This is a genomic window from Yersinia sp. 1252 StPb PI (assembly GCF_048593885.1).
Lineage (GTDB): Bacteria > Pseudomonadota > Gammaproteobacteria > Enterobacterales > Enterobacteriaceae > Yersinia > Yersinia enterocolitica_E.
In genome coordinates this window covers 1-26,860 of sequence record NZ_JAZGQE010000051.1, presented here as the reverse complement: position 1 = coordinate 26,860, position 26,860 = coordinate 1, and the positions used below count along the sequence as shown (strand labels likewise).

Sequence of the window (26,860 nt, the reverse complement as noted above, 5' to 3'; positions counted from 1 at the left end):
TTAAATAAAATAGATGGTGGATATGCTGATGGGACTGGTCATCATTATAAAGTAAAAACAATAGAGAACCCAACAGGATTAACCGCAGAAGGGGAGTTGACATTAGTTTATAATAAAATCAATACACAAGTGGATCAACCGATTGCGTTTAGATCAACATCAATAAGTGCTGAACATGTCACCATCACCCATATAAACATTCATTTTGAAGATGGTTCAGTAAAAACAATTGAAAATGGAATAATAAAATGGAACACACTGGATAAAAAAGAAAAACCTACACATATTTCCTTCAGTTGGGAAATACCTGCGAGGAAAAGTAACTCTGATGGCTCAAATATTATTATTACTGACCAACCAACGAAATTGGGGGTAAGCGATCCTCTGGATTTAATCAGTAACTTACAAGTCAGCATCGACAAGTTTTTTGATTACAACCTACAAGATGAGTCCGTTACTCTGGAAGCCTTTTACCAGTCTTATGGCATTTATCTGTGGGAACTGTTCTTCCATATTCCATTATTAGCATCTGCCCGTTTCCTTACCGAACAACGCTTTGATGAAGCCGAACGCTGGTTAAAATTCCTGTTTAATAGTGCCGGCTATCGCAATGAAAAAGGTGTTTTACAAACGGATGGCGATAAACCCCGCTATTGGAATATATTGCCACTGCAAAAAGATACTGACTGGGACAGCAATACCACACTGGCAACAACCGACCCTGACGTTATTGCCATGAAAGATCCGATGCAATATAAGTTAGCGGTCTTTATGCGCACACTGGATGTATTAATTGCCCGTGGTAATCAGTCCTATCGTCAGTTGGAGCGCGACACTCTGGTTGATGCCAAGATGTATTACGTGCAGGCCAGCCAATTATTAGGGCCACGCCCTGAAATTACTGTCGCACATGACTGGAAAAATCTGAGTTTAAAAGATAACGCGAAGTCCATCTCCGGCAACAAACCAGACGGTAACTTCCTGCCACCGTACAACGAAGTGCTGCTTTCCTATTGGGATAGGCTCGACATTCTGCTGTATAACCTGCGCCATAATCTTAGCCTGGAAGGGCAACCGCTGTATCTGCCGCTGTTTGCAACCCCGATTGATCCAAAAGAGTTACAACGCCAGCACGCTGCCGGTGACGGGATCAGTACATCTCTGACCCCAACTGCTGTTGCCACCAGCCTGTATCGTTTCCCTCTGCTGTTGGAACGAGCCAAAGGTGCCGTCAACTCAGTGATGCAGTTTGGTAACTCATTACAAAATGCGTTAGAGAAACAAGATAACGAAGCCTTGACGCTACTGTTACAACAACAACAGCAACGGGTATTGCAGCAAACCCGCGATATTCAAAATGCCAATATCGAACTTATGCAAAGTAGCCGTAAAGCCACCCGAGTGATGAAAAGCAGCGCCGAAGAACGCCGGGATTACTATAACAAATTAATTAAAGAGGGTATTTCCAGCGATGAGCAGAACGTTTTAACAGCCCGTACTGCTGCATATGTTCTGAATATGAGCTCGATAGTACCAATCAGTGTCGGAGCAGCACTCGATCTGGCACCTAATATCTTCGGGCTCGCTGACGGGGGTTCTCGTTGGGGAGCGGTTGCACAAGCCACTGGCTATTCCATGCAGATCACCGCCAATGGCATCGAACAGGGGGCAAACATCAGCGATATCAGGGCCAACCATGCGCGCCGTGCGCAAGAGTGGCAGTTACAGCAAACCCTGGCCGAGAAAGATGTTGAGCAGTTGCAAGAGCAGCTCGTCGGGCTGGATCTTCAGATCTCAATGGCGCAGAAACAGAGCAATCTGGCTGAAATGGAGCAATCCCACGCGCAGGCCGTTTACCAAATGCAGAGCACCCGCTTTAGCGGTAAAGAGCTGTACAACTGGATGGTTGGCCGCCTGTCTGGTCTGTATTACCAACTGTTCGATGCCGCGCAGCCACTGTGCCTGATGGCAAAAAGTGCACTGGAACGTGATATCGACACCAGCAAAACACAGCATCTGTTCGCGCGCTCAGGTTGGAATGATCTATATCAAGGGCTGCTGGCCGGTGAAGATCTGATGCTGAATCTGCAAAAACTGGAAAATATCTGGCTGATGGAAGATGAACGCGCATTAGAAGTGGATCGTACCATTTCGCTGGCGCAAGTTTATCATCGCTCTACCACCAATAACTTTGATTTATCCAGCGCAATTTCTGATGCTATCAAAGGCAAAGAGGGTACCAGTGGTGATCCTATTAGCATCACAGAGGGCATCTTAAGCGCCAAAATCAACATCCGTGATCTGGCATTGGAGCAAGACTACCCGGCAACCATGAAACTGGGCAAAAAACGTCGTATCAAACAGGTTAGCGTGACACTGCCTGCGGTGTTAGGGCCATATCAGGATGTACAAGCCGTTCTGAGCTACACCGGGGATAAGACAACCTGCGCCAAAGGCTGTAGCGCTATCGCCATTTCGCGCGGCATGAATGACAGTGGCCAGTTCCAACTGGACTTCAACGATGGTAAGTACCTGCCCTTTGAAGGGATTGATATTACCGATAATGGCAGTTTCGAGCTGCGCTTCCCTAATGCGAATGCGAACGGAACGCAACAGGAGCTGTTACAACGCCTGAGCGATATCATTTTGCACATTCGCTACACCATCCGTTCCTAAAACCGCAGTTACTTACTTAACCCAACAGGCCTTCGTCAGGAGGCCTGACAGGAGTCCATTATGGAAAACAACAAACAACAGATTGGTGTAGCGCCATTATCGCTCCCTAAAGGGGGCGGTGCTATGACAGGAATGGGGGAATCACTGGGTGCTATCGGCCCAAGTGGATTAGCCAGCTTAACCGTGCCTTTGCCTATTTCTGCTGGCCGTGGCTATGCACCAGCACTGGCATTAAGTTACAGCAGTGGCAGCGGTAATGGCCCGTTCGGCCTCGGCTGGAATGTGGGAATAATGGCGATTCGCCGTCGCACCGAGCGTGGCGTCCCTCACTATGATAGTCGTGATGAGTTTATTGGTCCCAATGGTGAAGTCCTGATTGCCGTGTCTAAATCAGACAGCGAATTTAAATATCAAGATAGTGCATCAAATAACTTTAGCGTTACCCAATATCAGCCGCGCGTAGAGGGCGGTTTTGCTCGTATCGAATTCTGGCAGCCCAAAGACACCACATCCAACCAAACCGCTTTCTGGCGGGTTTACAGCACTGATGGCCAGCAGCATTATCTGGGTATAACCCCACAGGCACATATTGCCGCTGCTGAGCATCCAGCACATATCGCAGAATGGTTATTGGAAGAGTCTATCTCCGCCACCGGCGAGCATATTTGCTATGACTATCAAGGTGAAGATGACGCCCACGTTGATGCAGCAGAAAGTGCTGCTCATCCACAAGCCAGCGCTCAGCGTTATTTGCAGCAAGTACGCTACGGCAATCTGACGTCAAGCGAGACGCTATTTAGCGGCCAAAAAACGCGCCCCCAAGACGACAAGTGGCTATTTACGTTGGTATTTGATTATGGCGAACGCCCAAATACCTTATCTGAGGTTCCACCACGTGATTCAGATGCTGTCTGGTCAGAGCGGCAGGATCCTTTCTCGCGTTACGAATACGGTTTTGAAGTCCGCACTCGCCGCCTGTGCCAACAGGTATTGATGTACCATAACCTACAACTGTTGTCTGGCGATGAAAACCAAAGCGATGCGGCACTGGTGGCTCGCCTGCGCCTGAACTATCTGGCCAGTCCGTATGCCAGCCAGCTCATCAGTTGCCAGCAAGTGGCACATGAAACAGACGGCACCACTCTGACCTTACCGCCACTGGAATTTGATTATCAGGAGCTGCAAACTGGCGCAGAGAACCACTGGCAGGCGATGCCTGAATGGGACAAATTTAGCCCCTATTATCAGTTAGTTGACCTGAACGGTGAAGGGTTGCCGGGCATGTTGTATCAAGACAGTGGCAGTTGGCGCTATCACCCGCCAGTGCGCACCGCGGATAGTGAAGATGGCGTCAGCTTCGGCGCGGCACAAATTTTGCCCACTATCCCTACCTTGCGTGATAGTGCCAGCCTGATGGATATCAATGGTGATGGCCGTCTGGACTGGGTTATCAGCCAACCGGGACTGGCGGGTTATTACAGCCGTAACCCTGATCAAAGCTGGACCCAGTTCACCCCGCTGTCTGCATTGCCCACCGAGTATTTCCACCCACAAGCCCAATTAGCGGATTTGATTGGCAATGGCTTATCTGATCTGGCGTTGATCGGGCCGAACAGTGTGCGCCTGTATGCTAATCAGCGCGATGGTTTTGCTGCCGCGCGGCAAGTCTATCAAGACCCCGCCATCGTTCTGCCGATCCCCGGTGCCAGTAATGCTGAGTTAGTGGCTTTCGGTGATCCACTGGGGAGCGGGCAGCAACACCTGATGCGGGTGCGCCACAATAACGTCACCTGTTGGCCGAACTTAGGTCATGGCACCTTTGGCAAACCGGTCACATTGAGCGGTTTTAATCAGCCGGTGGACAGTTTCAACCCGCAACATATCTGGCTGGCAGATATCGACGGCTCTGGCAGCGTTGATTTGATCTATGCCAACAGCGATCACCTGCTGATTTACCGCAATCAGAGCGGGAATAGTTTTGCCGCGCCACTGAAACTGCCCTTGCCGCACGGTGTTCGTTACGATAACACCTGCCAACTGACATTAGCCGATGTACAAGGTCTGGGGGTCACCAGCCTGCTGCTGAGTGTGCCACATATGGTAAATCGCCATTGGCGCTACGACTTCACGACCCGCAAGCCTTATCTGTTATCCACCGTCAATAACAATATGGGGGCTGAGAGCCGCTTGTCCTACCGCAGTTCAGCGCAGTTCTGGCTGGATGAAAAAGCGGCGGCGGCCAGTAAAAAACAGAAAATTGCCTGTGGCTTGCCTTTCCCGATGCATTTGTTGGCGCGCACCACGCAATTTGATGAAATCACGCAAAATAGCCTGAGCCAGCAAGCTTATTACTACCACGGCTTTTATGATGGTGCCGAGCGCGAATTCCGTGGTTTTGGCCGAGTGGATACGCTGGATACCCATGTTGATGCCCAGGGTTCCGCTCAGGAACGCACGCCACCGTCACGCAGTTGCAGTTGGTTCCATACCGGCCGTGCTGATGATGAAACCCGCTATCAAGCAGAATATTGGCAGGGAGATGACCAGGCATATCGGCCAGCCACGACCCGCCTCACTGAATTCAATCGTCAATCTGAAACTGATGATTTACTGGCAGACATCACACCAGAACAGGGCTATTGGCTGTATCGGGCGTTGAAAGGCAGCCTGTTGCACAGCGAACTCTATGGCCTGGACGATATTGGCCTGAACGACGTGCCTTACACCACCAGTAGCGCCCGCTATCAGGTGCGGCAGGTACGGGCGGCGGATAGCCGCGCGGTCTCACCCATCGTAATGCCAATGTCACTGGAGCAACTCAGTTACCACTATGAGCGCATTGCGCAAGACCCACAATGCAGCCAGCAAATTGTGCTGCGCTGCAATGAGTATGGTCATCCGCTGCACTCGGCGGCCATCAATTATCCACGCCGCCCTCAGGACAAAGTGACGCCTTACTCCTGGTTGGCAGACCAGCACTGGGCCAGCAGTTATGACGAACAACAACGGCTGTTGCGCATCAGCGAAAGCCAGCAATCCTACCGGCATGTGATTGAGGACAACGGATTACTGCTCGGCCTGCCGTGGCAGCAACGCGGCGATGCACTGACTTATGCTGCTGATGCAGTCCCGGCTAATGGCCTGAATTATGAAGTTGTGTTAGATAAAGAAAACAGACTTGGCACACCACTTGAACAGGTTTTTGCTGGCCAAAATGAAGTGTTTTATCACCCAAAATACCCGCTGCAAGGGCTGGTTATTTATAGCGAAACCGCTGAGTTTGATGACAGTTCACTCACTGCGCTAAATAAGATGCTACCGACCTATAGAGAACAGAGTCAGCAACTGCGAGCCGCAGGTTACACCCTTGCCCCACGTTTGTTTAATCATAATGAAGAGATCCCTGTGTGGGTGGCCCGCCGTGGCTTCACTGAGTATGCCGGTGCCAGCAACTTCTATCATCCATGGTCACAGCAGAGCTCTCAATTAGTGGGTAAAACTCATCTACATTGGGATCGACACAATTGTGCTGTTACCGCCATCACGCTGGCTGATGGCAGTACCACTACAGCCGAATATGACTATCGCTTTATCACCCCATACCAGTTGACTGATATCAACGATAACCTGTATCAGGTGGCATTGGATGCCTTTGGCCGGGTCACTTCCTCACGCTTTTGGGGTACGGAATTACATCAGGGCCGCGTGGTTGACAGCGGATTCACTGAGGCACCCTTTACTGCACCAAATAGCATCGAAGAGGCTATTGCCAAAGAGAATGAGATAGTCGCTGTGGCTCAATTCTCTTTTTATCAGCCATTTAGCTGGATGATAAAACCGGACAATGAGCTTGTTGATGGATGGCTCAACAATTCTTCACTGGATTTTAACACCTTAATCCAAAACCAATTCCTCACGGAAGACGGTTATCTCTGCGCTCTGGGTTCACGCCGTTGGCTGCGACAAGGTAAGTATCCATTAGATGAATATATGAGTATGGAAATTCACGATAGCCAAGAACGCCACCCGCCTCATGCCATAACCGTAGCCACCGACAGCTACGATCGCGAGGCGATAAAACAACAGCACCAGCAAGTGATTGTGTGCAGTGATGGTTTTGGTCGTGTGCTGCAATCGGCACAACGTGTTGAGTCTGGCGAAGCTTATATCCGCGATACAGATGGCCGACTGCAAACCGACAACAACGGGATAACTGTCAGTAATACAACCTCGCGTTGGGCGGTTTCTGGCCGGGTCGAGTATGACAATAAAGGGCTGGCCATCCGTGCCTATCAACCTTACTTCCTTGATAACTGGCGTTACATCAGTGATGACAGCGCCCGCAAAGATACCTATGCCGATACCCATGTTTACGACCCACTGGGGCGTGAAATCAAGGTCATTACCGCCAAAGGTTATCTGCGCCGGGCGCAATACTTCCCGTGGTTTGTGATCAGTGAGGATGAAAACGATACCGCAGCAGAAGTCAGCGCAGCTAAAAACTAACACTATCAGCCATTAACCCTGATCGGCATACATTGGCGGTCAGGGCCACTGATGGCTAACAACCAAAGGTAACCCAAATGCACTTACTGGCCCCCGGCGATAACTTTGTTCTGACCTGGGTCATTATCGGCGTTCTTTCAGCCTGGGGAGGTCTGGTTCGCTACATCTTGAATAAGGATACCCAAGAGGACGAATGGAGTTGGGCTGCGGTGATAAGTCAGGTCATTGTTTCCAGTTTTACCGGCTTGCTGGGTGGCCTGTTCTCTTTCGAAGGTGGCGGAAGTCCCTATATGGCTTTTGCCATTGCCGGCCTGTTTGGCGCCATGGGCAGCACTGCCCTGCAATATATCTGGAACCGTTTTTTTGGTCACCATAACCCTCCTAAATAACAGAGGTCACTATGCAACAGGATAAACCACAGTTTCGCTTTGGTCAGATTAGCGAACATAACCTACGCGGCATTCATCCCGACCTGGTATTAATTGTGCGCCGTGCATTAACCCTTAGCACTATCGATTTTCGTGTTATCGAAGGGATTCGAACCCCTGAGCGCCAGCGCCAATTGGTGCGTAACGGCAGCAGCAAAACCCTTAATAGTCGCCATCTGACCGGTCATGCCGTCGATTTGGCCCCGATGGTTAACAACCAAATCCCGTGGGAAGACTGGAGCACTTTTCATCAGGTGGCAAAAGCGATGAAGCAAGCCGCCCAAGAGATGGAACTGCCGCTGCAATGGGGTGGTGACTGGAAAACCTTTAAAGATGGCCCACATTTTGAACTACCCAGAGAGGTCTACCCATGATTGGTTTACGCATACTCCCCGGACTGGCCAAAGTCGCCCTATCACTGGTGGTGGTGGCTATCGTGATGTGGTTGGTACAAACCGGCCGAACCCTGGAACGACTGAATATGGAGAATGTCGCGCTCAATACCCAACTAGTTCGTTTTGGCGAGATTAATCAAAGACTTAATGAGCAAATTTTACTCACTACCAGCTACCTGCAAAAAGTTCAGGAACAAGAACGCATTGAGGGAGAAAAAAGCGGTGAACTACAAAAACGCTTACGTGCGGCACAAAAAGGTAACAAATGTGCTGATGAGCCTGTGCCTGATGATGTTATCCGCATGCAGCAGCAAGCCATCGGTAACCATAAATGAGTGTTTGCCTTTCCCTACTGCTTTATTACCACCGTGCCAAATGCCGGAGTTTAATGTGAAAACCTGGGGTGACTACCCGCAGTATGTCGAACAGACCCGTCTGGTACTGACCCGTTGCAATACTAACCGTGAGTCAGCGCTATTTTTCTTACAACAACGCAAGGAATAAATTTATGTCTAAAAATGTCTCGATGAGCGCACCAACCCCCGCCATCGCCATCAGCGATAACCGCGGGCTGGGTATTCGTGCACTGGCCTATAACCGCACTGATGCCAGTCAGGCAGCCGATGAGCTGATCACTTGCAACCGTTATAATCCACTGGGGCAACTGATTGCCAGCCGTGATGCCCGGCTTGAAATCGATAACTTCTGCTATCAGTATAACCTTGCCGGAACCGCGCTGCGCACCGAGGGTGTCGATAATGGCACCTTGCTGCAACTGACTGATATTGAAGGCCGGCCGGTGATGAGTTTGGATGCCAAAGGCACCCGCAGTTGGGTTACCTATGAGCCAACACTGGGCCGCCCGCTGGAGCATCATCAGCACATTGAAGCGGGGCAGAAAACCATTACTGACCGCTTCTTCTACGCTGACAACAGCCAACAGCATAAAGCCGCCAACCTCAACGGCCAGTGCATCCGCCATTATGATACCGCCGGATTACAGCAGCTTATCAGCCTGTCTATCACCGCTGCGCCACTGCAACAACAGCGCCAGTTGCTCACCGACACCCTCGGGCCGGTGGACTGGTTTGATGACGAACAAAGCTGGGCCTCCCGCCTTAGCGATGAACAGTTTATCACTCGCGGCACCACCGATGCCCTCGGCCAGCCATTGACCCAGACTGATGCCAAAGGCCATACCCAGCAGATGGCTTATAACCGCGCCGGTCAGCTCAGTGGCAGTTGGCTGACACTGCATGGCGGAGCTAAACAGGTGATTGTAGCATCCCTCACCTACTCCGCTGCCGGGCAAAAACTGCGCGAAGAGAGTGGCAATGGCGTGGTGACTGAATATCGCTATGAAGCACAAACTCAACGGCTTATCGGTATTAAAACCACCCGTCCGGCCCTGAAAGACCGGTCAACCCTGCTGCAAGACCTGCGCTACGATTATGACCCGGTTGGCAATATTCTGGCTATCCATAATGATGCCGAAGCCACCCGCTTCTACCGCAATCAAAAAATCGTGCCGGAAACCACTTACCGCTATGACACCTTGTATCAGTTGATTGAGGCCACCGGCCGTGAATCCGATAAAAACAGCGCGCAAAGTGCCAACCTGCCCGACTTAGTCTCACTGACTGACGGCAACCAATATGTCAATTACACCCGCCGTTACAGCTATGACCGTGGCGGTAACCTGCTGAAAATACAGCATACCGGTGCCAGCAACTACACCACGCACATCACTGTCTCCAATACCAGCAACCACGGCATTCAACAGCAGGATGGGTTAACTGCCGCTGATATCCGCAGTCAGTTTGATGCCGCCGGTAACCAGCAGCAATTACAACCCGGCCAGCCGCTGCAATGGGACGCCCGCAATCAGTTGCAACAGGTGATTACCGTTAGGCGTGATAGCGACGACAATGACTACGAAAGCTACCTGTACGGCGGTGATGGCATGCGCATCGTTAAGCAAAGTATTCAGCAACGCCAAACCAGCAAAGTAGTGTATTTGCCGGGGCTGGAACTGCGCACTCAGCATAATAACGATAAGCTGACGGAAGATTTTCAGGTGGTAACCGTCGGTGCCGCGGGTCGCGCCCAGGTGCGGGTATTACTGTGGCAACACGGTAAACCGGATGATATTGCTAATAATCAATTGCGCTACAGCTTTGATAACCAAATTGGCTCCAGTTTATTAGAGTTAGATAACAACGGCGATATTATCAGCCAGGAAGAGTATTACCCATTTGGTGGCACCGCAGTATTTGCCTCGCGTAATACGCTGGAAGCGAAATATAAAACCGTGCGTTATTCCGGTAAAGAGCGCGATGCCACCGGCCTATATTATTATGGCTTCCGCTATTATCTGCCGTGGCTGGGAAGATGGCTCAATGCTGACCCAGCAGGGACCATTGATGGGTTGAATTTGTTTTGTATGGTAGGTAATAACCCCATCAGGTTCCACGACAGTGACGGTTTGCGCAAGACAGGTCGAGCTGCCCGTAAACAGGTCGCCAAAGCCTTCGTCCATTCTTCGCATATGCCAGTGTTTGAGCAAATATCAAGAGAACATAACATTGCAATGAGTGTGCGAGAAGCTGGAATTTATACCATAAAGGCTTTGGGAGTAAGTGCAGCAGCCAAAGGACACAATATTCTGGAAAAAACCATAAAACCGAGCTCATTGAAAAGTGTCTATGGTGCTCAGGCTGCTAGTGTTATGAAACAGGCCCAAAATGCGGGAGTTGTCGGCATGGTGGGTGCGTGGAATAGCGATGGCATCTACGGTATTCATATCCACAACAATCTTTGTAACGTAGACCAAATCGCCCCGATTGATTTGCAAAACTCACAAAACAATACTGATTTCAAAAAATTGATTAAAGATGGGCTTATTACGCCCTATACCGGTGATTATGATATGCATGAAATTATTCGATTCAATGCTCATCAAGGTACTATTCCAAAGGCAGAAAGTGCAGAGGAAATCGGAGTCAAAGACTTAATCAATCATGGGGTTGCTAAGGTAGATATTAAGCGGCCTGCGGATAACACCTCGATGAATGTTGTCCGTCATGGGCCACAGGTGAGCTTTGTTCCTTATATGTGGGAGCATGAGAAAGATAAAGTTGTTAAGGACAATGGCTATTTGGGTATCGTCGCACGCCCTGGGCCTTTCCCGGTAGCGATGGTTCATCAAGGGCATTGGAGCATATTCGATAATACTGAGGAACTGTTCGGCTTCTATAAAGACACCAATACTCCGCTGCCAGAGCATTGGGCTCATGAATTCGAGGACAGAGGAAATGGTAATGTTGCCACCCCTGCTCATGCCAGAATATTGGATTACCGAGTAGCCGGCAGGCTGCATAGTTAATCATCTTTAAATAAGGATTAAGATTCTCAAGTGATGACGAGAGTATTCAGAATTCTGAACACTCTCTTATTTACAGGGTCTCGCTCATCACCGTTTTTCAGCCGCTTGGTAAACTGCATCATTTTCACGTTTACCCACCGCGACGACCAGAATGATGACTTCATCCTCTTCAATCTGGTAAACCAGCCTGTAACCCAAATTACGTAACTTAATTTTGTATCGATTCGCATTGGCTCCCGATAACCGAGCGGTAGGAACATGTGGATGCTCTAAGCGTTTAATCAGCTTCTTTTTAAATTGTTCACGAATGGGTGGAGCCAGTTTTCTCCACTCTTTTAAGGCTGATTTGAAAAAACCGAGCTTATAAGTCATCCAAACTCACCATTATGCGCTCCTCACCTTGACGTGAATCTGCTATTTGGTTCAACGCACTCTCTTCAGCCAGTTCTATCAAATATTCATATACCGCTGGCGGCACACAATAAAACGCGGGTTCATTGCGGTTAAGAATTACCACGGAAGAACCTTCACCCTCATTAACTGTGCCCATTGGATTACGTTTTAAATCGGTAATGCTCGCGGCAGTCGTTGTCAGAATTTGAAAAGCCATAAATATCTCCTTTGGTTATATAACATCATAATAGCCCACCAAAGACACGTTTAAAAGAGCCATTAAAAGCATCTTATTGGCTCAATCTAAACCCTACGCCGTACCACCCACCGTCAGATTATCCAGTTTCAAAGTAGGTTGGCCGACGCCAACCGGCAGGCTTTGGCCCTCTTTGCCGCAAACGCCGACACCTTTATCCAGCGCCAGATCGTTGCCAACCATCGAAATCTGCTGCATGGCTTCAATACCCGAACCAATCAAAGTGGCCCCTTTCACCGCACGGGTGATTTTACCTTTTTCGATTAAGTACGCTTCGGAGGTTGAGAACACAAACTTGCCGGAAGTAATATCCACCTGACCGCCGCCAAAGTTAGGTGCGTACAGGCCATATTCCACACTGGCGATAATCTCTTCCGGTGTCGATTTACCGGCCAGCATATAGGTATTGGTCATCCGTGGCATTGGCAAGTGCGCGTAGGATTCACGGCGGCCATTACCGGTCGGTGCAACACCCATCAGGCGCGCGTTCAACTTATCCTGCATGTAACCTTTCAAAATACCGTTCTCAATCAGCACGTTGTATTGGCCCGGCACCCCTTCATCGTCGATAGCCAGCGAGCCACGGCGGCCTTGCATGGTGCCATCGTCCACCACGGTACACAGTTCTGACGCCACCAATTTACCCATTTGGCCGCTGAAGACTGAGCTGCCACGACGGTTAAAATCACCTTCCAACCCGTGACCTACCGCTTCGTGCAGCAGCACCCCCGGCCAACCTGCGCCTAAGACGACTGGCATAGCACCGGCAGGGGCGGCAACAGCCGACAGATTTACCAGTGCCATTCTGACCGCTTCATTGGCAAAGTTATCGGCACGCACTTCACCGTCCACCGTTTCGAGGAAGTAGTCATAACCAAAACGACCACCACCACCACTGGCACCGCGTTCGCGTTTGCCGTTGTCTTCCACCAATACGCTGACCGACAGCCGCACCAATGGGCGCACATCTGCCGCCAGCGTGCCGTCGGTGGCCGCGACCAGGATTTGCTCATAGACGCCGGTCAAACTGGCACTGACTTCCTGCACCCGCTTATCAGCAGCACGGGCCACTTTATCGACCCGATGGAGCAGCGCAATTTTATCTTCGCGTGACAAACTTTGTAGTGGATCGAGCAGCGGATAGAGCGCCTGATAGTGAATCTCGCCCAAGGTATGCACTTTACCGTTACCGTTATCACGCACAATACTGCGTGCGGCATGAGCACTTTGCTGTAAAGCATTCAGGGTGATTTGGTCGGCATAAGCAAAACCGGTCTTTTCACCACTGACCGCGCGCACACCCACACCCTGATCAATATTGTACGAGCCATCTTTGATGATGCTGTCTTCCAACACCCAGGCCTCGTGGTAGCTGGACTGGAAATACAGGTCAGCATAATCGAGGCGGCGTTCAGACAATTGCCCCAACACTGAGAACAAGTCCTGATGGTTCAGCTTGTTAGCAGCGAGTAACTGCTCACTGACAAACGAGAGGCTCATAGTTTTCACTCTTTAATTAGATGATGGTTTATGAGATGACGGCAACGGAGATGGCAGGAAGCGATTGTGCTGCAACACTGGCATCTGATTACGGATAGTATTCAAACCTGTGGTTTCAATTTTTACTTTTAAGGCAGCAACCGCATCTGGGTTCTGCCCTAATATTTTACCCCAGGCATCAACCGCCATAGTGTGGCCCCAGGTGCGGCGGGTGGCCCCATGACGCCCTACCTGTGCTGCGGCCAGTATCACGCACTGGTTTTCAATCGCCCGTGCGCGCAATAAAATCTCCCAGTGAGCTTCACCGGTCATTTTGGTAAAGGCCGCCGGCACTGAAATAATCTCAGCCCCCTGCGCCCGCAAAGCCTGGAATAAGCCTGGGAAACGTAAATCATAACAAACCGTCATGCCCAAGCGGCCTACCGGTGTATCAACCACCGTCAGTTGTTCACCCGGCTGATAAGTATCAGATTCACGATAGCGGCCATGAATATCGTTAATATCCACGTCAAACATGTGAATTTTGTCGTAACGAGCTTTAAGTTCGCCCTGGTCATCAAACAGCAAGCTACTGGTAGTGATAAGCTCCGGTGACTCGCGGCTTATCATCGGCATGGAGCCAACTTGAATCCACACACCGTAATGGCGTGCCATCTCGCGAATTTGCTGTTGCAGCGGCCCGTCATTATGTTGCTCGGCATGGTGCCGATAAGAGGCAGCATTGGCAAATAACAGGGCATTTTCCGGCGTCATAACCAGTTTAATACCAGAGTTTAACTGTTTGATCTGCTGCTCAATTTGAGCCAGATTGTCACGGGTATTTTCACCGCTGCATAACTGCAATAATGCAACATTGGCATTTTTCATGGCGCCTTACTCTCCTTTAGCTGGCGTAATACTTCATGGATGGTTGGTTGATCCAAGCTACCGGTAATCTGGTAACGAATCAGCGAAACCTTGCTCCATAATGGCCCTAATATCTTCGAGGCCGCAAATACCGCAGCCCCAACCACTGGGTTGATCGCAAAGGCTGTTGCGACGCCGACAGTGGCAGAAATCTCTGGTGTAATAACCGCTTCCATGGCTATCTGGCGTTTAACCAAGTCCACATTACCACTCATGGCAATATCGGCCGCCAATCCATCCACCACTAAATCATTGGTGTGCATTACACCATTTTTAATGTTGGCCGTGCCACGAATAGAATCAAACGCAAAGTCACGACTAAACGTATCACTAAAATCAAGCTGGAGCTTACGTAATAGTGCGTCAAAGCTGACCAAACGCAGTAGCTGACCGGCGCGCCCACCACCGAGATCGCTCAGTTGGCCTCTGCCCAATCTACTCTTTAATGTCCCATTCAGGGTATTAATCTGTGGCTGCCACGGGACTCCACGCCAGTTAACATCGGCATTGATATCAAAAGAGGCATTTTTTATCGGGGTTGTCAGACCGAAGAACGAAATGGTTTCATCGATTTTTGGCCCGCTCAGCGCGATATTAAGCGCGGTTTTATCACCACTGCTGTCTTGCTGCCATTGGCCGGAAACTTTAGCCCGCCCATTGCCAGCCTCAATCAAGCCGTTAGTTAACGCCAGCACCGAGCCTTTCGGCGTCAGATCTGCGTTAATACGCCCGACATTTTGCCCCAGAATCCAACAAGATTTGCAGCGTAATTGCAGCGCAGGCCAATCACGGAACGAAATTTTACTGGCAGTTTGTGGCTCCTGCAACGCAGCTTGCGCCAGAGGATCTTGTGCTTCGTGCGTGGTCCATTGCGGGTTGTAATAAAGATAATCGATATCAGCATGCCATGGCCCATGTTCGGCCATCAGCAGGCTACCATCCACTTCCTGACCTTTTGCCGTGACCTGAGTACCGGTTAATAATGGCTCAACCAGCAGTGTCAGTTGGTGCCAAGCCTGCCCACCGACCAAAAGCTGTGGTGTCTGTAAAGTCAGCCGGGTAGGAAGGATGACATTGGATTTATTGCCTTTTATTTTTGGTGGTACTGATGCGCTAAAAGGTGCGCTGACACTGGTAAACTCCGCTGCCAGCAACGCCAACCAACTCTCACCATCCAGTGCCGGTAGTTTAAGGACCAAACCTTTATCCTCCGGCAGTGGCGGGACTTTTTTGCTGTCGGATTGCCAGATAGCCCGCGCCAGCTCTACTTGTTCTTTTTGCAACAACCATTGGCTGTTGAATGTATTGTTGCTGCCAGCACTGCCGGAGAGGGTAAACGCCTCCAGCCCCCCCACCACCTGTACATGCATAGGTAATGTCTGACCACTTGTTTTATCTAGTGGAGCAGGTAAGTGACTGCTTACTTTCTTCAGGTCAGCCGTCAGATCAATTTTATAGTCTGGCTTGCCATTTTTCGGTAATTGTACGGCGACTTTGCCTTGCCAATTGGCGCTACCACTGAGCAATTTCGCAACATCAGCGGGAACACCGGGCAACTTGGCCGGTAACCAGTCACCACGCAACCCAACATTCACCAAAAAGTTTTTTGGCTGCTCTTGCGTAGTGAAATCAACCGCCAATGGCTGCCCAAACCAGTTAGCAGATAAGGTATCGCTAGCAAGATTGCCATCGTTGAAGCGGAACTTGCCACTGATGTTTTCCAGTTGGCTTTGCAATGGCTTCACCAACAAGCTGTTGTTATTGAGCGTCACTTCGCCGCTGGCGTGGGTAATACGGTCTTCTTCCAACGGAATATCCAAATGTAAGCGCCCACTAACTTTACCGCCGACTTGCAGCTCTTCCAGTGTTTCCGCCACAGAATCATGCAGTGGTGTCGCCGTAAAGTAGTCATGAATATCACGCCCTTCGCCAACCACTTCGGCGTCGACATACAGCTTTTCTTTCAGATAGTCAGGGATAATCGCGCTGATATTACTGCCAGTGACCTTACCCAACATCGCGTGAGGGGCATCCATCCACAAACCTTCGTTGAGGAAATTGAGGTCGATAGCCAAATTCTCTAACGCAGGCCAATCTGGTTGGAATTGGAAGGTGGCGTTACGCAGTGGCACATAAACCTGGAACTGGCCTTCTTTATGTTTATAAGGGAAATCATGAGGATTGCCGTTATAGATAAGTGTTGCGTTGTCTACCTGCCCACCCTGTAACGCCTCGGTCAGATAATCTGCCAACTTCTTACCCATCAGCGGTTCAGGGAAATAGCGCCATGCATCGGCCGCATCATACAGGCGGATGCCGGTCAGGATTTTCAGCCATGGCTGCCCAATATCAGGTTGCTGATAGTGGAAGCTGCCGTTGCCCCACAGCGATTTAGCTCGGACATCGAGCTGGTCACTCCACAGTTCCCAGCCTTTATCATCAATCTGCCAGTTGACTGCACCACTGGCCTGACTGACTTCCAGCGGCGCGCGGAACATATCACCATAGGGTAATAGGCTGTCTTTGAGATTGATATCCAACCGCCCACGCGCTGCGGAACCGCTCAGCGCACCGGCAAAATTATTAACCCCCGGCAACAAATCCCATTGTTGCCAACTGATATTGTGCCATTTAGCCTGAAAACGGGTTTTTTCTGGTTGGCTGATAGGAATGTCCAATGCCAGTGCATCGATATTCCCTTGTGGCCGCAAATCCGCCCAACGATTCATCAGCTCAGGGGTAAAAAGTGACAAGGTCGGTAACAGTGGCCCCACCCGCTCCAACTGAATATTGGCGGCGCGAATGCGTAACTCCTGGGATTGGTCTGGGCCAATAAACTGCGTGTTTTCCGGTAACCACAGGGCAGATAAATGCCCTTTAGGCCATGCCTGACCATCGGTTTTCAGTCTTAGCTCCGGCGCATCAACCTGCCAGCCATTACCCTGACGGCGGCCTTCCAACACAAAATTATCTACCGCCAACTGATGTGATTTGCCCGCGACAGTCCAATTGGCCTGCCCCTCACTGAGTAACACATTGCCACTGTAAATAGTGCCACTCTTGATACTCAGCCAGGCCGCCAGGCTAAATTCCGCATTATCCAGCCCGGTATTGGTGTGCAGCCAGCGGCTGATCCACGGTTTCAGGTCGATCTTGTCGGCCTGCATATAGACCATGCCATTATTGAGGATGCCCTGATTATCGTGTAGATCCATCCGCACCTGCACCACACCGTGCTGACCATTAATGGTCGACAGGCTAATCTGCCCCTCGGCGCGATGCCGGTTCCGGGAGTTAAGCCAGGTGAGCTGTGGGATCTCTAATTCAGCGCGCGGGCCAGATGGGGTGAGGAATGAGACACGGCTGTTACGCAGATCAAAGTGATCTAATTGGCGCAAGAAGATATCAGTCAGATTACTCGCTTCAAGATTGCGGCTGCTGTTTTGCTGCATATCCAGTGTGGTGTTCAAATCTAGCTGTAACTGATAGAAGGTCATATCGCGGAACTGCCAGCGCCAGTGCAACAGTGACTGCCACACATCAAGCGCAAGGGTCACCCGCTGCACCTGCCAATCGGCTTTCGGCAATTTAGCGCGAATATCGCGCAATTCCAACGTTGGGCCGAACGGTTCCCACGATCCCTGCATGAACCCCACTTCCAGTGGAATACCGCTGATGGACTGAACCTTGGCCACGATTTGCAGACGATAGTCGTTGATGAGAGGCAGCATCATGCGTAGCCCACTGACCAACAGTGCCACCACAACAATCATTGTGGCGCCTGTCGCAAATATTATCCTGGGCAGTCGCCTCACACATCTCTCCTTGCTATCCGCTGCAAGTGTGGCAGCGGGAAATCTTACATCATCACCACATCAAACTGTTCTTGGTTATACAGTGGTTCAATCTGCACTTTGACCTGCTTGCCGACGAAGATCTCCACTTCAGCCAGAGCATGTGACTCCTCACCTTTCAGTGCTTCTCCTACCGCTGGAGACGCATAGACCAGGAAGCGATCAGAATCGTAAGCGTGGTGAACTCGGACAATTTCACGCAATATCTCATAGCACACGGTTTCTACCGATTTAACGGTGCCACGACCACGGCAGGTTGGACATTCGTTGCATAAAACATGCTCGATGCTCTCCCGCGTGCGTTTGCGGGTCATTTCGACTAAGCCTAGCTGAGAGAAACCATTAATACTGGTTTTTACCCGATCTTTACTCAATGCCTGTTCTAATGAATGCAATACACGACGACGATGCTCTTCATTACTCATATCAATGAAATCAATAATGATAATCCCCCCCAAATTACGCATACGTAGCTGGCGGGCAATGGCCTGAGTGGCTTCAATATTGGTATTGAAAATAGTCTCGTCGAGATTACGATGACCCACAAAAGCACCGGTGTTGATATCCACGGTGGTCATGGCTTCAGTTTGATCAATAATCAGGTAACCACCTGATTTTAGCTCAACTTTACGTTCCAATGAGCGCTGGATTTCATTTTCGACATCGTAAAGATCGAAAATCGGCTGTTTGCCCGAGTACAAATCCAGCTTTGCGGTCATTTCAGGAATGTATTCGCTGGTAAATTCCACCAGCAGGTCATAAGTCAGCTTGGAGTCGATTCGGATTTTATCCAGTGCCGCACCGGCAAAATCACGCAGTACGCGTTGCGCCAGTGCCATCTCGCCATACAACTTATATTTGGTGATATTGCGTTTCTTCCTCTCCTGGACTTTAGTCCACAGGCGTTTGAGGAAGGCAGCATCGGCTGATAGCTCTTCTTCGCCAATTCCTTCAGCGGCAGTACGGATAATAAAACCGCCCTGTTCATCGCAGTAAGCCGCCACGGTTTTTTTCAGGCGTTCGCGTTCGACTTCACTTTCAATTCGCTGCGACACCCCAACATGGGCCGCTCCTGGCATGAGTACCAGATAGCGAGAGGGTAGAGTGATATCCGTGGTCAAACGTGCGCCTTTAGTGCCGAGGGGGTCTTTCACCACCTGCACCATTAAATCCTGCCCCTGGCGCACCAGTTCAGCGATATCGCGCACATTGAAATTTTTCTGTTCATCCCCGGCCACGCATTCGGTGTGGGGCATGATATCGGAGGCATGGAGGAAGGCGGCCTTATCCAGACCAATATCGACAAACGCCGCTTGCATACCCGGTAAAACCCGGCTGACACGACCTTTGTAGATATTACCGACGATCCCTCTTTTCGCTTCTCGCTCAATGTGTATTTCTTGCAAGATGCCACCATCAATGTAGGCAACTCGCGTTTCAGACGGTGTGATATTGACCAGTAATTCAGCTGTCATGTATTCCTCTCACATTACGTAGCGCAATGAAATTACTTAGTAATTCATGGGTTTCTACCAACGGCAGCCCCACTACGGCATGGTAACTGCCGGTAATAGTTCTGACGAAACAACCACCTTTCCCCTGAATACCGTAAGCGCCCGCTTTGTCCATGGGTTCACCGGTAGCAATATAGTCACTGATTTCCAACTGGGATAACACACGAAATGTCACATCTGTCACCACCATGGCAGATAACACATCTTGCCGATCAGCCAGAGACACCGCAGTAATCACCTGATGTTGCTGACCGGACAGCGCATTCAATATTCGCTGCGCATCGGCTTTATCCCGTGGTTTTTCTAAAACTTGCCCATTTAACACCACGATGGTATCGGCCCCTAATACCGGCAGATCCTGTGGTGCGACCTTCACCCCAGCCTGAGCTTTCTCCAACGCTAAGCGCCGGACATACTCTTGCGCACTTTCATCTGGATGGCGTTGCTCTTCGACCTCGGTTTTCAGTACCTCAAAAGGGACATCAAGCAGGGCCAGTAATTCACGGCGACGCGGAGAGCCAGAGGCAAGATACAGGGCAGTCATGGGTCTTAAGTCCTTATTGCACCGCAAATTGGCGGCGAATTTTACGCATTAACAAAAATAGCCAAGGCCACAAAATACCGTTAACTACACTACTCCAGAATACTTCTGGGCGGAATGAAACATTAATCACTAAAAACTCAGACCAGAACACCACGACATCCATGGTAAGCGAAAGCAGCATCACGATGAGTGCCTGCTGCCACAGTGCCATATTGCGGAATAGTTGAAACTTAAAAGCGACCAGATAAGCAATAATACTGAGTGCCAGCGCCCGGACCCCAAGTGTTGAACCCAAAATAAGATCCATAATCAGCCCGAGAACAAAGCCAGTGCCAACATTCACACGGTGGGGTAATGCCATCACCCAATAAATTAATACCAATGCCAGCCATGACGGTCGGAACATATAAATCTGTTCCGGCCACGGCATAATTTGCAGCACCATGGCAATCAGGAAGGATAACCAGATAACCCAACGGCCATTGCTGCTGTAACGGTTCATGGCGATACTCCCGGTGCAGTCACTGCTGTTGGTGTGGCGGTTGTAGCGGCCGATGGTGCCGGTGGCCCCATAGCATCTGCGGCAGGCAGCACTTGTGACATCATCGGAGCCAGTCGTTCATTGGCTACGCGGCGAACTTCATTTGGCGGCAATGGCATCTCGCCATTACGGTCGGCCCCCCACAATAACAACAAGTAGCGTAGGCGCTGTAAATCAGCGGTTGGTCGAGCCTGAATCACGGTATAAGCCCGCTGATTATCAACTTTGACAGAAGAGACCACCGCGACCGGATAACCTTCAGGGAAACGTCCACCTAACCCGGATGTCACTAATACATCACCCACGCGAATATCTGTATTGCTGGGTAAATGCTCTAGTAATAAATCATCGGTACAGCCACTCCCTGCGGCAATCACACGAATATCATTGCGCAGCACCTGAATAGGTAGCGCATGGGAGGCATCACAAATTAATAATACACGGCTGGTTAGTTTACTCACCGCGACAACCTGGCCGACCACACCCCGGTCACTAATAACCGGCTGGCCTTCGTATACCCCGTTGTTAGAACCTTTATCGATAACCACCTGATCACTGTAAGGATCTGTCCCGCTGGACATCACCTGCGTGACCATTTTTTGTTCATCCTGACGCAAAGGAGAACCCAGCAATTCACGTAAGCGGTTATTTTCCTGCTTAAATTGCCCGAGCAACTGAAGGTCAGTATTTTTAAGCAACAACTCTTGGCGTAACGCACGGTTTTCCAACTCTAGCTGTTCACGGGTAGCCAGAGTTTCAGAAACGTTGTCGAGAACTTTGCGTGGCCCATTGGCCAGAAAATAGAAAGGGCTAACGGCAGTGTCCATATAGGTACGTATTTTGACAAACGTGCCCAATCGGCTATCAGCGATAACCAAAACAATGGCTGCAAGAACGGCAAAGAACAGTCGCAGTTGCAGGGATGGACCCCGGCTAAAAATCGGCTTCATAAATTATGCGTATTCCTCGACGACAAAAGGAGGCGCTAAATCGGACGAATTTATCCTTCTTACGTTGAGTAAGCTGGATATCGATTCATCTGATCTAGTTCTCCTCCTTTTTGGCTGACTATTATTCTTCGCTGAACAAATCGCCGCCATGCATGTCGATCATTTCCAACGCTTTGCCACCGCCGCGAGCGACACAGGTCAATGGATCTTCTGCCACCACTACCGGAATACCGGTCTCTTCCATCAGCAGGCGGTCCAGGTTACGCAGCAATGCGCCACCACCGGTCAGCACCATACCGCGTTCAGAGATGTCAGAGGCCAATTCTGGCGGGCACTGTTCCAGCGCAACCATTACCGCGCTAACGATACCCGTCAGCGGCTCTTGCAGCGCTTCAAGGATCTCATTGGAGTTCAGTGTAAAGCCACGAGGTACACCTTCAGCAAGGTTACGACCGCGCACTTCAATTTCCAGAACTTCATCACCCGGATAAGCAGAACCGATGCTGTGCTTGATACGTTCGGCAGTCGCTTCACCAATCAATGAACCGTAGTTACGGCGCACATAATTAATGATCGCTTCATCAAAGCGGTCGCCACCGATACGGACAGAAGAAGAGTAAACTACGCCGTTCAGAGAGATAACGGCCACTTCTGTGGTACCGCCACCAATATCCACAACCATCGAACCGGTTGCTTCAGAAACCGGCAGCCCGGCACCAATGGCCGCAGCCATAGGCTCTTCAATCAAAAACACTTCACGAGCGCCAGCGCCCTGAGCCGATTCACGGATCGCACGGCGCTCAACCTGAGTAGCCCCGACCGGTACGCACACCAATACACGCGGACTTGGGCGCATAAAGCTGTTGCTGTGAACCTGCTTGATAAAGTGTTGCAGCATTTTCTCGGTAACAAAGAAATCGGCAATAACGCCGTCTTTCATTGGGCGAATAGCTGCGATATTGCCGGGGGTGCGCCCAAGCATCTGTTTGGCATCATGGCCCACAGCCGCAACGCTCTTCGGTGAACCGGCACGATCCTGGCGAATAGCAACCACTGAAGGTTCATTCAGTACAATGCCTTGTCCTTTAACATAAATAAGGGTATTGGCGGTACCCAAGTCGATGGACAAGTCGTTGGAAAACATGCCACGAAATTTCTTAAACATAACGAAAGGATAATCCTGCAAGCTGGGGGCGGAAAATAAAATCCGCCTACTTTACCAACCACACGAAGCAGCGACAAGGCGCAAAAACGTCCTGATTCGGTGAAAAAGTAGCTGCGTTGTTGACATCTCGTCCCATCACGAACCCATGTCGCTTGAAAAGGTTGAATAAACCCTCGGCACAACACAGATTCTGCGTAACGACCGGCGTAACACAGCACATAAAATCTAACATTTAACCTGATTCTCGTCGGAAGTAAGCGCCCACCAACGATTTACGGAAATGACTGGCACATTCTACGTTAATTTTTGCTCAACGATCAGGCTAAACATACTCCTAATACGAATATTTTTTCTTTCCGGGGTTTAAAAGTGTTGGCGGAGCAAAAAAATTGCCCTGTCCACCATAAATCCCCTTATCCTTCAGCGTTTGCCATTCTTCACGGGTAAGCACTCCTGCGGCAAAAACTTTTGTATTCGTCCCTGCACTGGCACCGGTCAGACTTTCCACAAACAACTGATTTTCATAACGTAAATTAATGCTTCTTACTAACCCAGGATGAAGTTTAATCATTTCAACCCGCAGTGATTTGATGTAAGAGGTGCTAACAACCGTTAATCCGGCCTGCGACACCATCACCTTGCAGCCCACGCCGAGCAATAAACGCATCATCGGACGGATTTGGTCGATATGTTGACACACATCTGCCTCTGCAAGTTCAAAGATAATGCGCTTTCTATCAGACGTTCTGCACTGTAAGAGCGTATCACGCAGCCAACGCTGGAAAGAACGCTGCAATAATGAATCAACGCAGATAGAAAATGCCAGAGTTTCGTCCGGCCATAAAGCTAATAAAGGAATTATCCGATCAATTTTTTGACGGTCATAACGCTCAGCCAGACCGAGCAACTGCACTAATGGTGTAAATTCAGCAGCCAACAACTCTTGCTCACCATCATATATACGGCTGATTATTTCACGGTGATGAATTTTACCGTCAACAGTAATCACCGGCTTCTGATAAAGCCTTGGCCCGCCGTTAGCCAGCGTCTGCTCCAGCAAAGTGCGCCATTTGACACTACCACGCCCTTTTTCTGACACTTGAGTATCGAATACATACCAGCCATTCCCCCCATACATCGCCGCATTTTTAGTCGCTTGTCCAGCATTATCCATAATCTGTTCAACGGACTCACCACTGCGATACGCCACAATCCCCATATGCAGCAATGATTCGCGGTCAATAACATGGGGTTCAGGTAACGCCCCGACCGCATGAACCAATTGGGCAGCCATAACATCGGCATCTTTCAGCGTCTTATGGGGCAGCAAAATCGCGATATCACTCTGATGGTAACGCGCTAATAGTGCAGAGGGATGACGAGCAACAAAAGAAGAAAGCAGGTTAATCAACGAATGCATCAGTTCTTGTACCTGCTGATGGTCATCCGTATCATTTAAACTATCAAAATCAGGCAACTGCACCATTATTACTACCCCATGGGCGCCCTCTTCCTCCAATTGGGTAGTCAGTTGATTATCAAAAAACTGGCGATTACTGAGACCGGTTTTGGCATCTCGGGCGGCAAAAGCGCGAATCAGTGTATCAACACGGTTACGCTCCTCCCTCACCTCTATCAATTCGGCCAATAGCCGATCAATGGCACGACTGGCGCAAGGCGGCCATTCATGTCCGTCGCTACTGATAGCATATTCACGTTCGCCGTTAAGAATACGCCTCGCTCGGCGCTCCAGTTTTTCCTGGCCTGCAGTCTGATCACGCAACCAGCGAAAACTTAGCAGTAGCATCATGGCAATCACCACAACCACCAGCGATAAAATAGCCGCAGCGTAAAGAGAGCGGGCGTAGCTGCTCAAAGGGTCAATATAGGTGAAATGCATCGAAGCCCCGGGTTGATGCAGCATCGGTACCACCAGGTTGCGGTGCCTACTTTCGCTATTCCAGGGTGTATAAATTGCAGGGAGCTTGAGATGATATAGCGTGTTGGCTTGATCCTGGATGCTGAGCTCCACCACACCAACTGTTCGCATCATAATAGGCAGCCACTCTCGCGCTTTATCCGCCGGTTGCAGCAGAAGCGACTGATCATAAGCTGTCACGATACTTTGAAGACGATGCTCCATTTTTTTCTGGCACAAATAGAAGAAACTTACCGTGCTACCCAGTAGCACTAAGCACATAGCCGAGACGACCAGTAGCGTCATAAACGCAGAAAGTTTGGTTGTAAATCGCATCCCTTAGCCTTGCGAAGCGCAATTAAGTGAAGAAAAGCCCTCATTTCCCTTGAGGAGCACACTATATGACAAAAATAGGCTATAAAACTGACTTTTTACTTCATAATGCGACAATAACACAATATTTTCGCCCCTTTCCCTGATGTTCGATTAGTCCCTCTTCAAAGGATAGCCATGATAAAAATCAATGAATTGATTTTTGTTCTTGATCAGGCTCGAAGGTTGCTGTTACCGCTATATTAGCTCACTCTTAACCCATCCCTTTTTTGAATTATCCACACTATTTATACCCAACGTTATTGGCGTTGCAGAAAAATATATCGGGAGAGTGATACATGCGAGCACTTGTACTTGAGCAAATTGAAGGCCGTACTGTCGCCGAAGTGCGTGAAATATCGCCCTCGCAATTGCCAGCCGGTAATGTCACGGTTGATGTCAATTGGTCCAGCCTGAATTATAAAGACGCGCTAGCCATCACCGGCAAAGGGAAGATTATCCGCGAATTCCCTATGGTTCCGGGCATTGATTTTGCTGGCACGGTTCACAGCAGTGAAGACCCACGTTTTCATATCGGTCAGTCAGTGTTACTGACCGGCTGGGGGGTGGGCGAAAATCATTGGGGCGGTTTAGCCGAGCAAGCGCGTGTTAATGGCGACTGGCTGGTCCCCATGCCTGAAGGATTGGAACCCCGAAAAGCCATGATTATCGGTACCGCAGGGTTCACTGCCATGTTGTGCGTCATGGCTTTGGAAGACGGCGGTGTCACCCCTGAAAGCGGCGAAGTGGTGGTCACCGGTGCCAGTGGTGGCGTAGGTAGCACCGCAATTGCCTTACTGTCGGCGCTCGGTTACCAGATTGCGGCGATCTCGGGTCGTGACAGCAACAGTGACTATTTGAAAAGTCTCGGGGCGCATCGGGTGCTCTCTCGCAATGATTATCTTGATGCGTCGCGCCCACTGGAAAAACAGTTGTGGGCTGGTGCAATCGATACTGTCGGTGACAAATTGCTGGCCAAAGTGCTGGCACAGATGAATTACAACAGCACCGTTGCCGCCTGTGGCTTGGCGGGTGGCTATACTCTGCCCACCACCGTGATGCCATTTATTCTGCGCAACGTGCGCTTGCAGGGCGTGGATTCGGTGATGACACCTCAACCGCGCCGCCAGCAAGCCTGGCAGCGGCTGCTGAAAATCTTACCTGACAGCTTCTATCAGCAGGCATCACAATCAATCACACTAGCAGATGCTCCAACTATCGCCGCACGCCTGCTGGCGAATGAAGTTACTGGCCGGACGTTGGTTAAAGTTCGCTAATTATTGATTTTGCAAAAGTCACCGGGTGGATATTGTTATCACCCGGCCCTATCACTCCGCTCTCAGAAATTTCATATTTTTCCCAGCAGCCTCGCACTTGTGTCCATAAGCCGCCATGATTAATACCATAACGGTCAGTATGACTCCCCTGCCCAATGGAGTAGGTCTATGCACAACTTTTTCTCTCATTCAAAAAATAGTCTTCGTGGTAGCAGTACCAAACCACGCAAGCTGACCGAAGCTGACATCACGCCAGAAAGTATTTTCTATCAGCGCCGCA

General features: G+C 50.0%; 19 protein-coding genes and 1 pseudogene. 9 read left to right on the top strand and 11 right to left on the bottom strand.

From position 1 onward, the window contains the following. Window positions 1–513: 513 nt before the first annotated feature. The 7 genes from V2A85_RS10015 (at window position 514) to V2A85_RS09985 (ending at window position 11,390) form a co-directional block, all read left to right on the top strand. Entirely contained in the window at window positions 514–2,676 is a 2,163-nt protein-coding gene (locus tag V2A85_RS10015) for a toxin subunit (RefSeq protein WP_420071342.1), read from the top strand. Between the two features lie 60 nt (window positions 2,677–2,736). Then, window positions 2,737–7,182, top strand: a complete 4,446-nt coding sequence (locus V2A85_RS10010; protein ID WP_420071341.1) for a SpvB/TcaC N-terminal domain-containing protein — start codon at window positions 2,737–2,739, stop codon at window positions 7,180–7,182. A gap of 77 nt (window positions 7,183–7,259) precedes the next feature. Beyond that, the gene (locus V2A85_RS10005) at window positions 7,260–7,571 is read left to right on the top strand and encodes a phage holin family protein (protein WP_420071340.1); all 312 of its coding nucleotides are present in this window, start codon (window positions 7,260–7,262) and stop codon (window positions 7,569–7,571) included. 11 nt (window positions 7,572–7,582) lie between these two features. Continuing rightward, window positions 7,583–7,984 carry a M15 family metallopeptidase gene (locus V2A85_RS10000; RefSeq protein ID WP_372560402.1) on the top strand — a complete coding sequence of 134 codons (402 nt, stop codon included), beginning with the start codon at window positions 7,583–7,585 and terminating at the stop codon, window positions 7,982–7,984. Continuing rightward, window positions 7,981–8,340, top strand: coding sequence for a DUF2570 domain-containing protein (locus V2A85_RS09995; RefSeq protein ID WP_372560401.1), 360 nt, complete (start codon window positions 7,981–7,983; stop codon window positions 8,338–8,340). The genes V2A85_RS10000 and V2A85_RS09995 overlap by 4 nt, the downstream gene beginning before the upstream one ends. Next, window positions 8,279–8,509 carry an Rz1-like lysis system protein LysC gene (lysC, locus tag V2A85_RS09990; protein ID WP_372560400.1) on the top strand — a complete coding sequence of 77 codons (231 nt, stop codon included), beginning with the start codon at window positions 8,279–8,281 and terminating at the stop codon, window positions 8,507–8,509. The genes V2A85_RS09995 and lysC overlap by 62 nt, the downstream gene beginning before the upstream one ends. Window positions 8,510–8,513: 4 nt before the next feature. Beyond that, entirely contained in the window at window positions 8,514–11,390 is a 2,877-nt protein-coding gene (locus tag V2A85_RS09985; RefSeq protein ID WP_420071339.1) for an RHS repeat-associated core domain-containing protein, read from the top strand. Window positions 11,391–11,477: 87 nt separating this feature from the next. Here the strand turns inward: V2A85_RS09985 and V2A85_RS09980 are convergent, their stop codons facing one another. From V2A85_RS09980 to csrD, 11 genes are all read right to left on the bottom strand, one after another. Next, window positions 11,478–11,762 carry a type II toxin-antitoxin system RelE family toxin gene (locus V2A85_RS09980; protein WP_372560398.1) on the bottom strand — a complete coding sequence of 95 codons (285 nt, stop codon included), beginning with the start codon at window positions 11,760–11,762 and terminating at the stop codon, window positions 11,478–11,480. Beyond that, window positions 11,752–12,000, bottom strand: a complete 249-nt coding sequence (locus V2A85_RS09975) for a type II toxin-antitoxin system Phd/YefM family antitoxin (protein ID WP_372560397.1) — start codon at window positions 11,998–12,000, stop codon at window positions 11,752–11,754. The genes V2A85_RS09980 and V2A85_RS09975 overlap by 11 nt, the downstream gene beginning before the upstream one ends. A gap of 93 nt (window positions 12,001–12,093) precedes the next feature. After that, on the bottom strand, window positions 12,094–13,539 hold the full coding sequence (gene tldD, locus V2A85_RS09970) for a metalloprotease TldD (protein ID WP_083162204.1): 1,446 nt from the start codon (window positions 13,537–13,539) through the stop codon (window positions 12,094–12,096). Window positions 13,540–13,551: 12 nt separating this feature from the next. Then, window positions 13,552–14,406, bottom strand: coding sequence for a deaminated glutathione amidase (nit1, locus tag V2A85_RS09965; RefSeq protein ID WP_372560396.1), 855 nt, complete (start codon window positions 14,404–14,406; stop codon window positions 13,552–13,554). Further along, window positions 14,403–18,260: an AsmA2 domain-containing protein YhdP gene (yhdP, locus tag V2A85_RS09960; RefSeq protein ID WP_420071338.1), complete on the bottom strand. Its 3,858-nt coding sequence runs from the start codon at window positions 18,258–18,260 to the stop codon at window positions 14,403–14,405. The genes nit1 and yhdP overlap by 4 nt, the downstream gene beginning before the upstream one ends. Before the next feature lie 44 nt (window positions 18,261–18,304). Next, a complete protein-coding gene (gene rng / locus V2A85_RS09955) occupies window positions 18,305–19,774 on the bottom strand; it encodes a ribonuclease G (protein ID WP_102970524.1) in 1,470 nt (489 codons plus the stop codon). After that, a complete protein-coding gene (locus tag V2A85_RS09950; RefSeq protein ID WP_372560394.1) occupies window positions 19,764–20,357 on the bottom strand; it encodes a Maf family protein in 594 nt (197 codons plus the stop codon). Before V2A85_RS09950 ends, rng begins: the two co-directional genes overlap by 11 nt. Before the next feature lie 13 nt (window positions 20,358–20,370). Then, on the bottom strand, window positions 20,371–20,859 hold the full coding sequence (mreD, locus tag V2A85_RS09945; RefSeq protein WP_032814839.1) for a rod shape-determining protein MreD: 489 nt from the start codon (window positions 20,857–20,859) through the stop codon (window positions 20,371–20,373). Then, a complete protein-coding gene (gene mreC / locus V2A85_RS09940; RefSeq protein ID WP_372560393.1) occupies window positions 20,856–21,848 on the bottom strand; it encodes a rod shape-determining protein MreC in 993 nt (330 codons plus the stop codon). Before mreC ends, mreD begins: the two co-directional genes overlap by 4 nt. 121 nt (window positions 21,849–21,969) lie before the next feature. Next, the gene (gene mreB / locus V2A85_RS09935) at window positions 21,970–23,013 is read right to left on the bottom strand and encodes a rod shape-determining protein MreB (RefSeq protein ID WP_002228205.1); all 1,044 of its coding nucleotides are present in this window, start codon (window positions 23,011–23,013) and stop codon (window positions 21,970–21,972) included. Window positions 23,014–23,347: 334 nt separating this feature from the next. Then, window positions 23,348–25,267, bottom strand: coding sequence for an RNase E specificity factor CsrD (csrD, locus tag V2A85_RS09930; RefSeq protein WP_372560392.1), 1,920 nt, complete (start codon window positions 25,265–25,267; stop codon window positions 23,348–23,350). A gap of 335 nt (window positions 25,268–25,602) precedes the next feature. Here csrD and V2A85_RS09925 point away from each other — a divergent pair, with 335 nt between their 5' ends. Both V2A85_RS09925 and V2A85_RS09920 read left to right on the top strand, forming a co-directional pair. Beyond that, on the top strand, window positions 25,603–26,580 hold the full coding sequence (locus V2A85_RS09925) for an MDR family oxidoreductase (RefSeq protein WP_372569711.1): 978 nt from the start codon (window positions 25,603–25,605) through the stop codon (window positions 26,578–26,580). A 168-nt stretch (window positions 26,581–26,748) separates the two neighbouring features. Next, a pseudogene (locus V2A85_RS09920) lies at window positions 26,749–26,860 on the top strand (mononuclear molybdenum enzyme YedY); the annotation flags it as partial.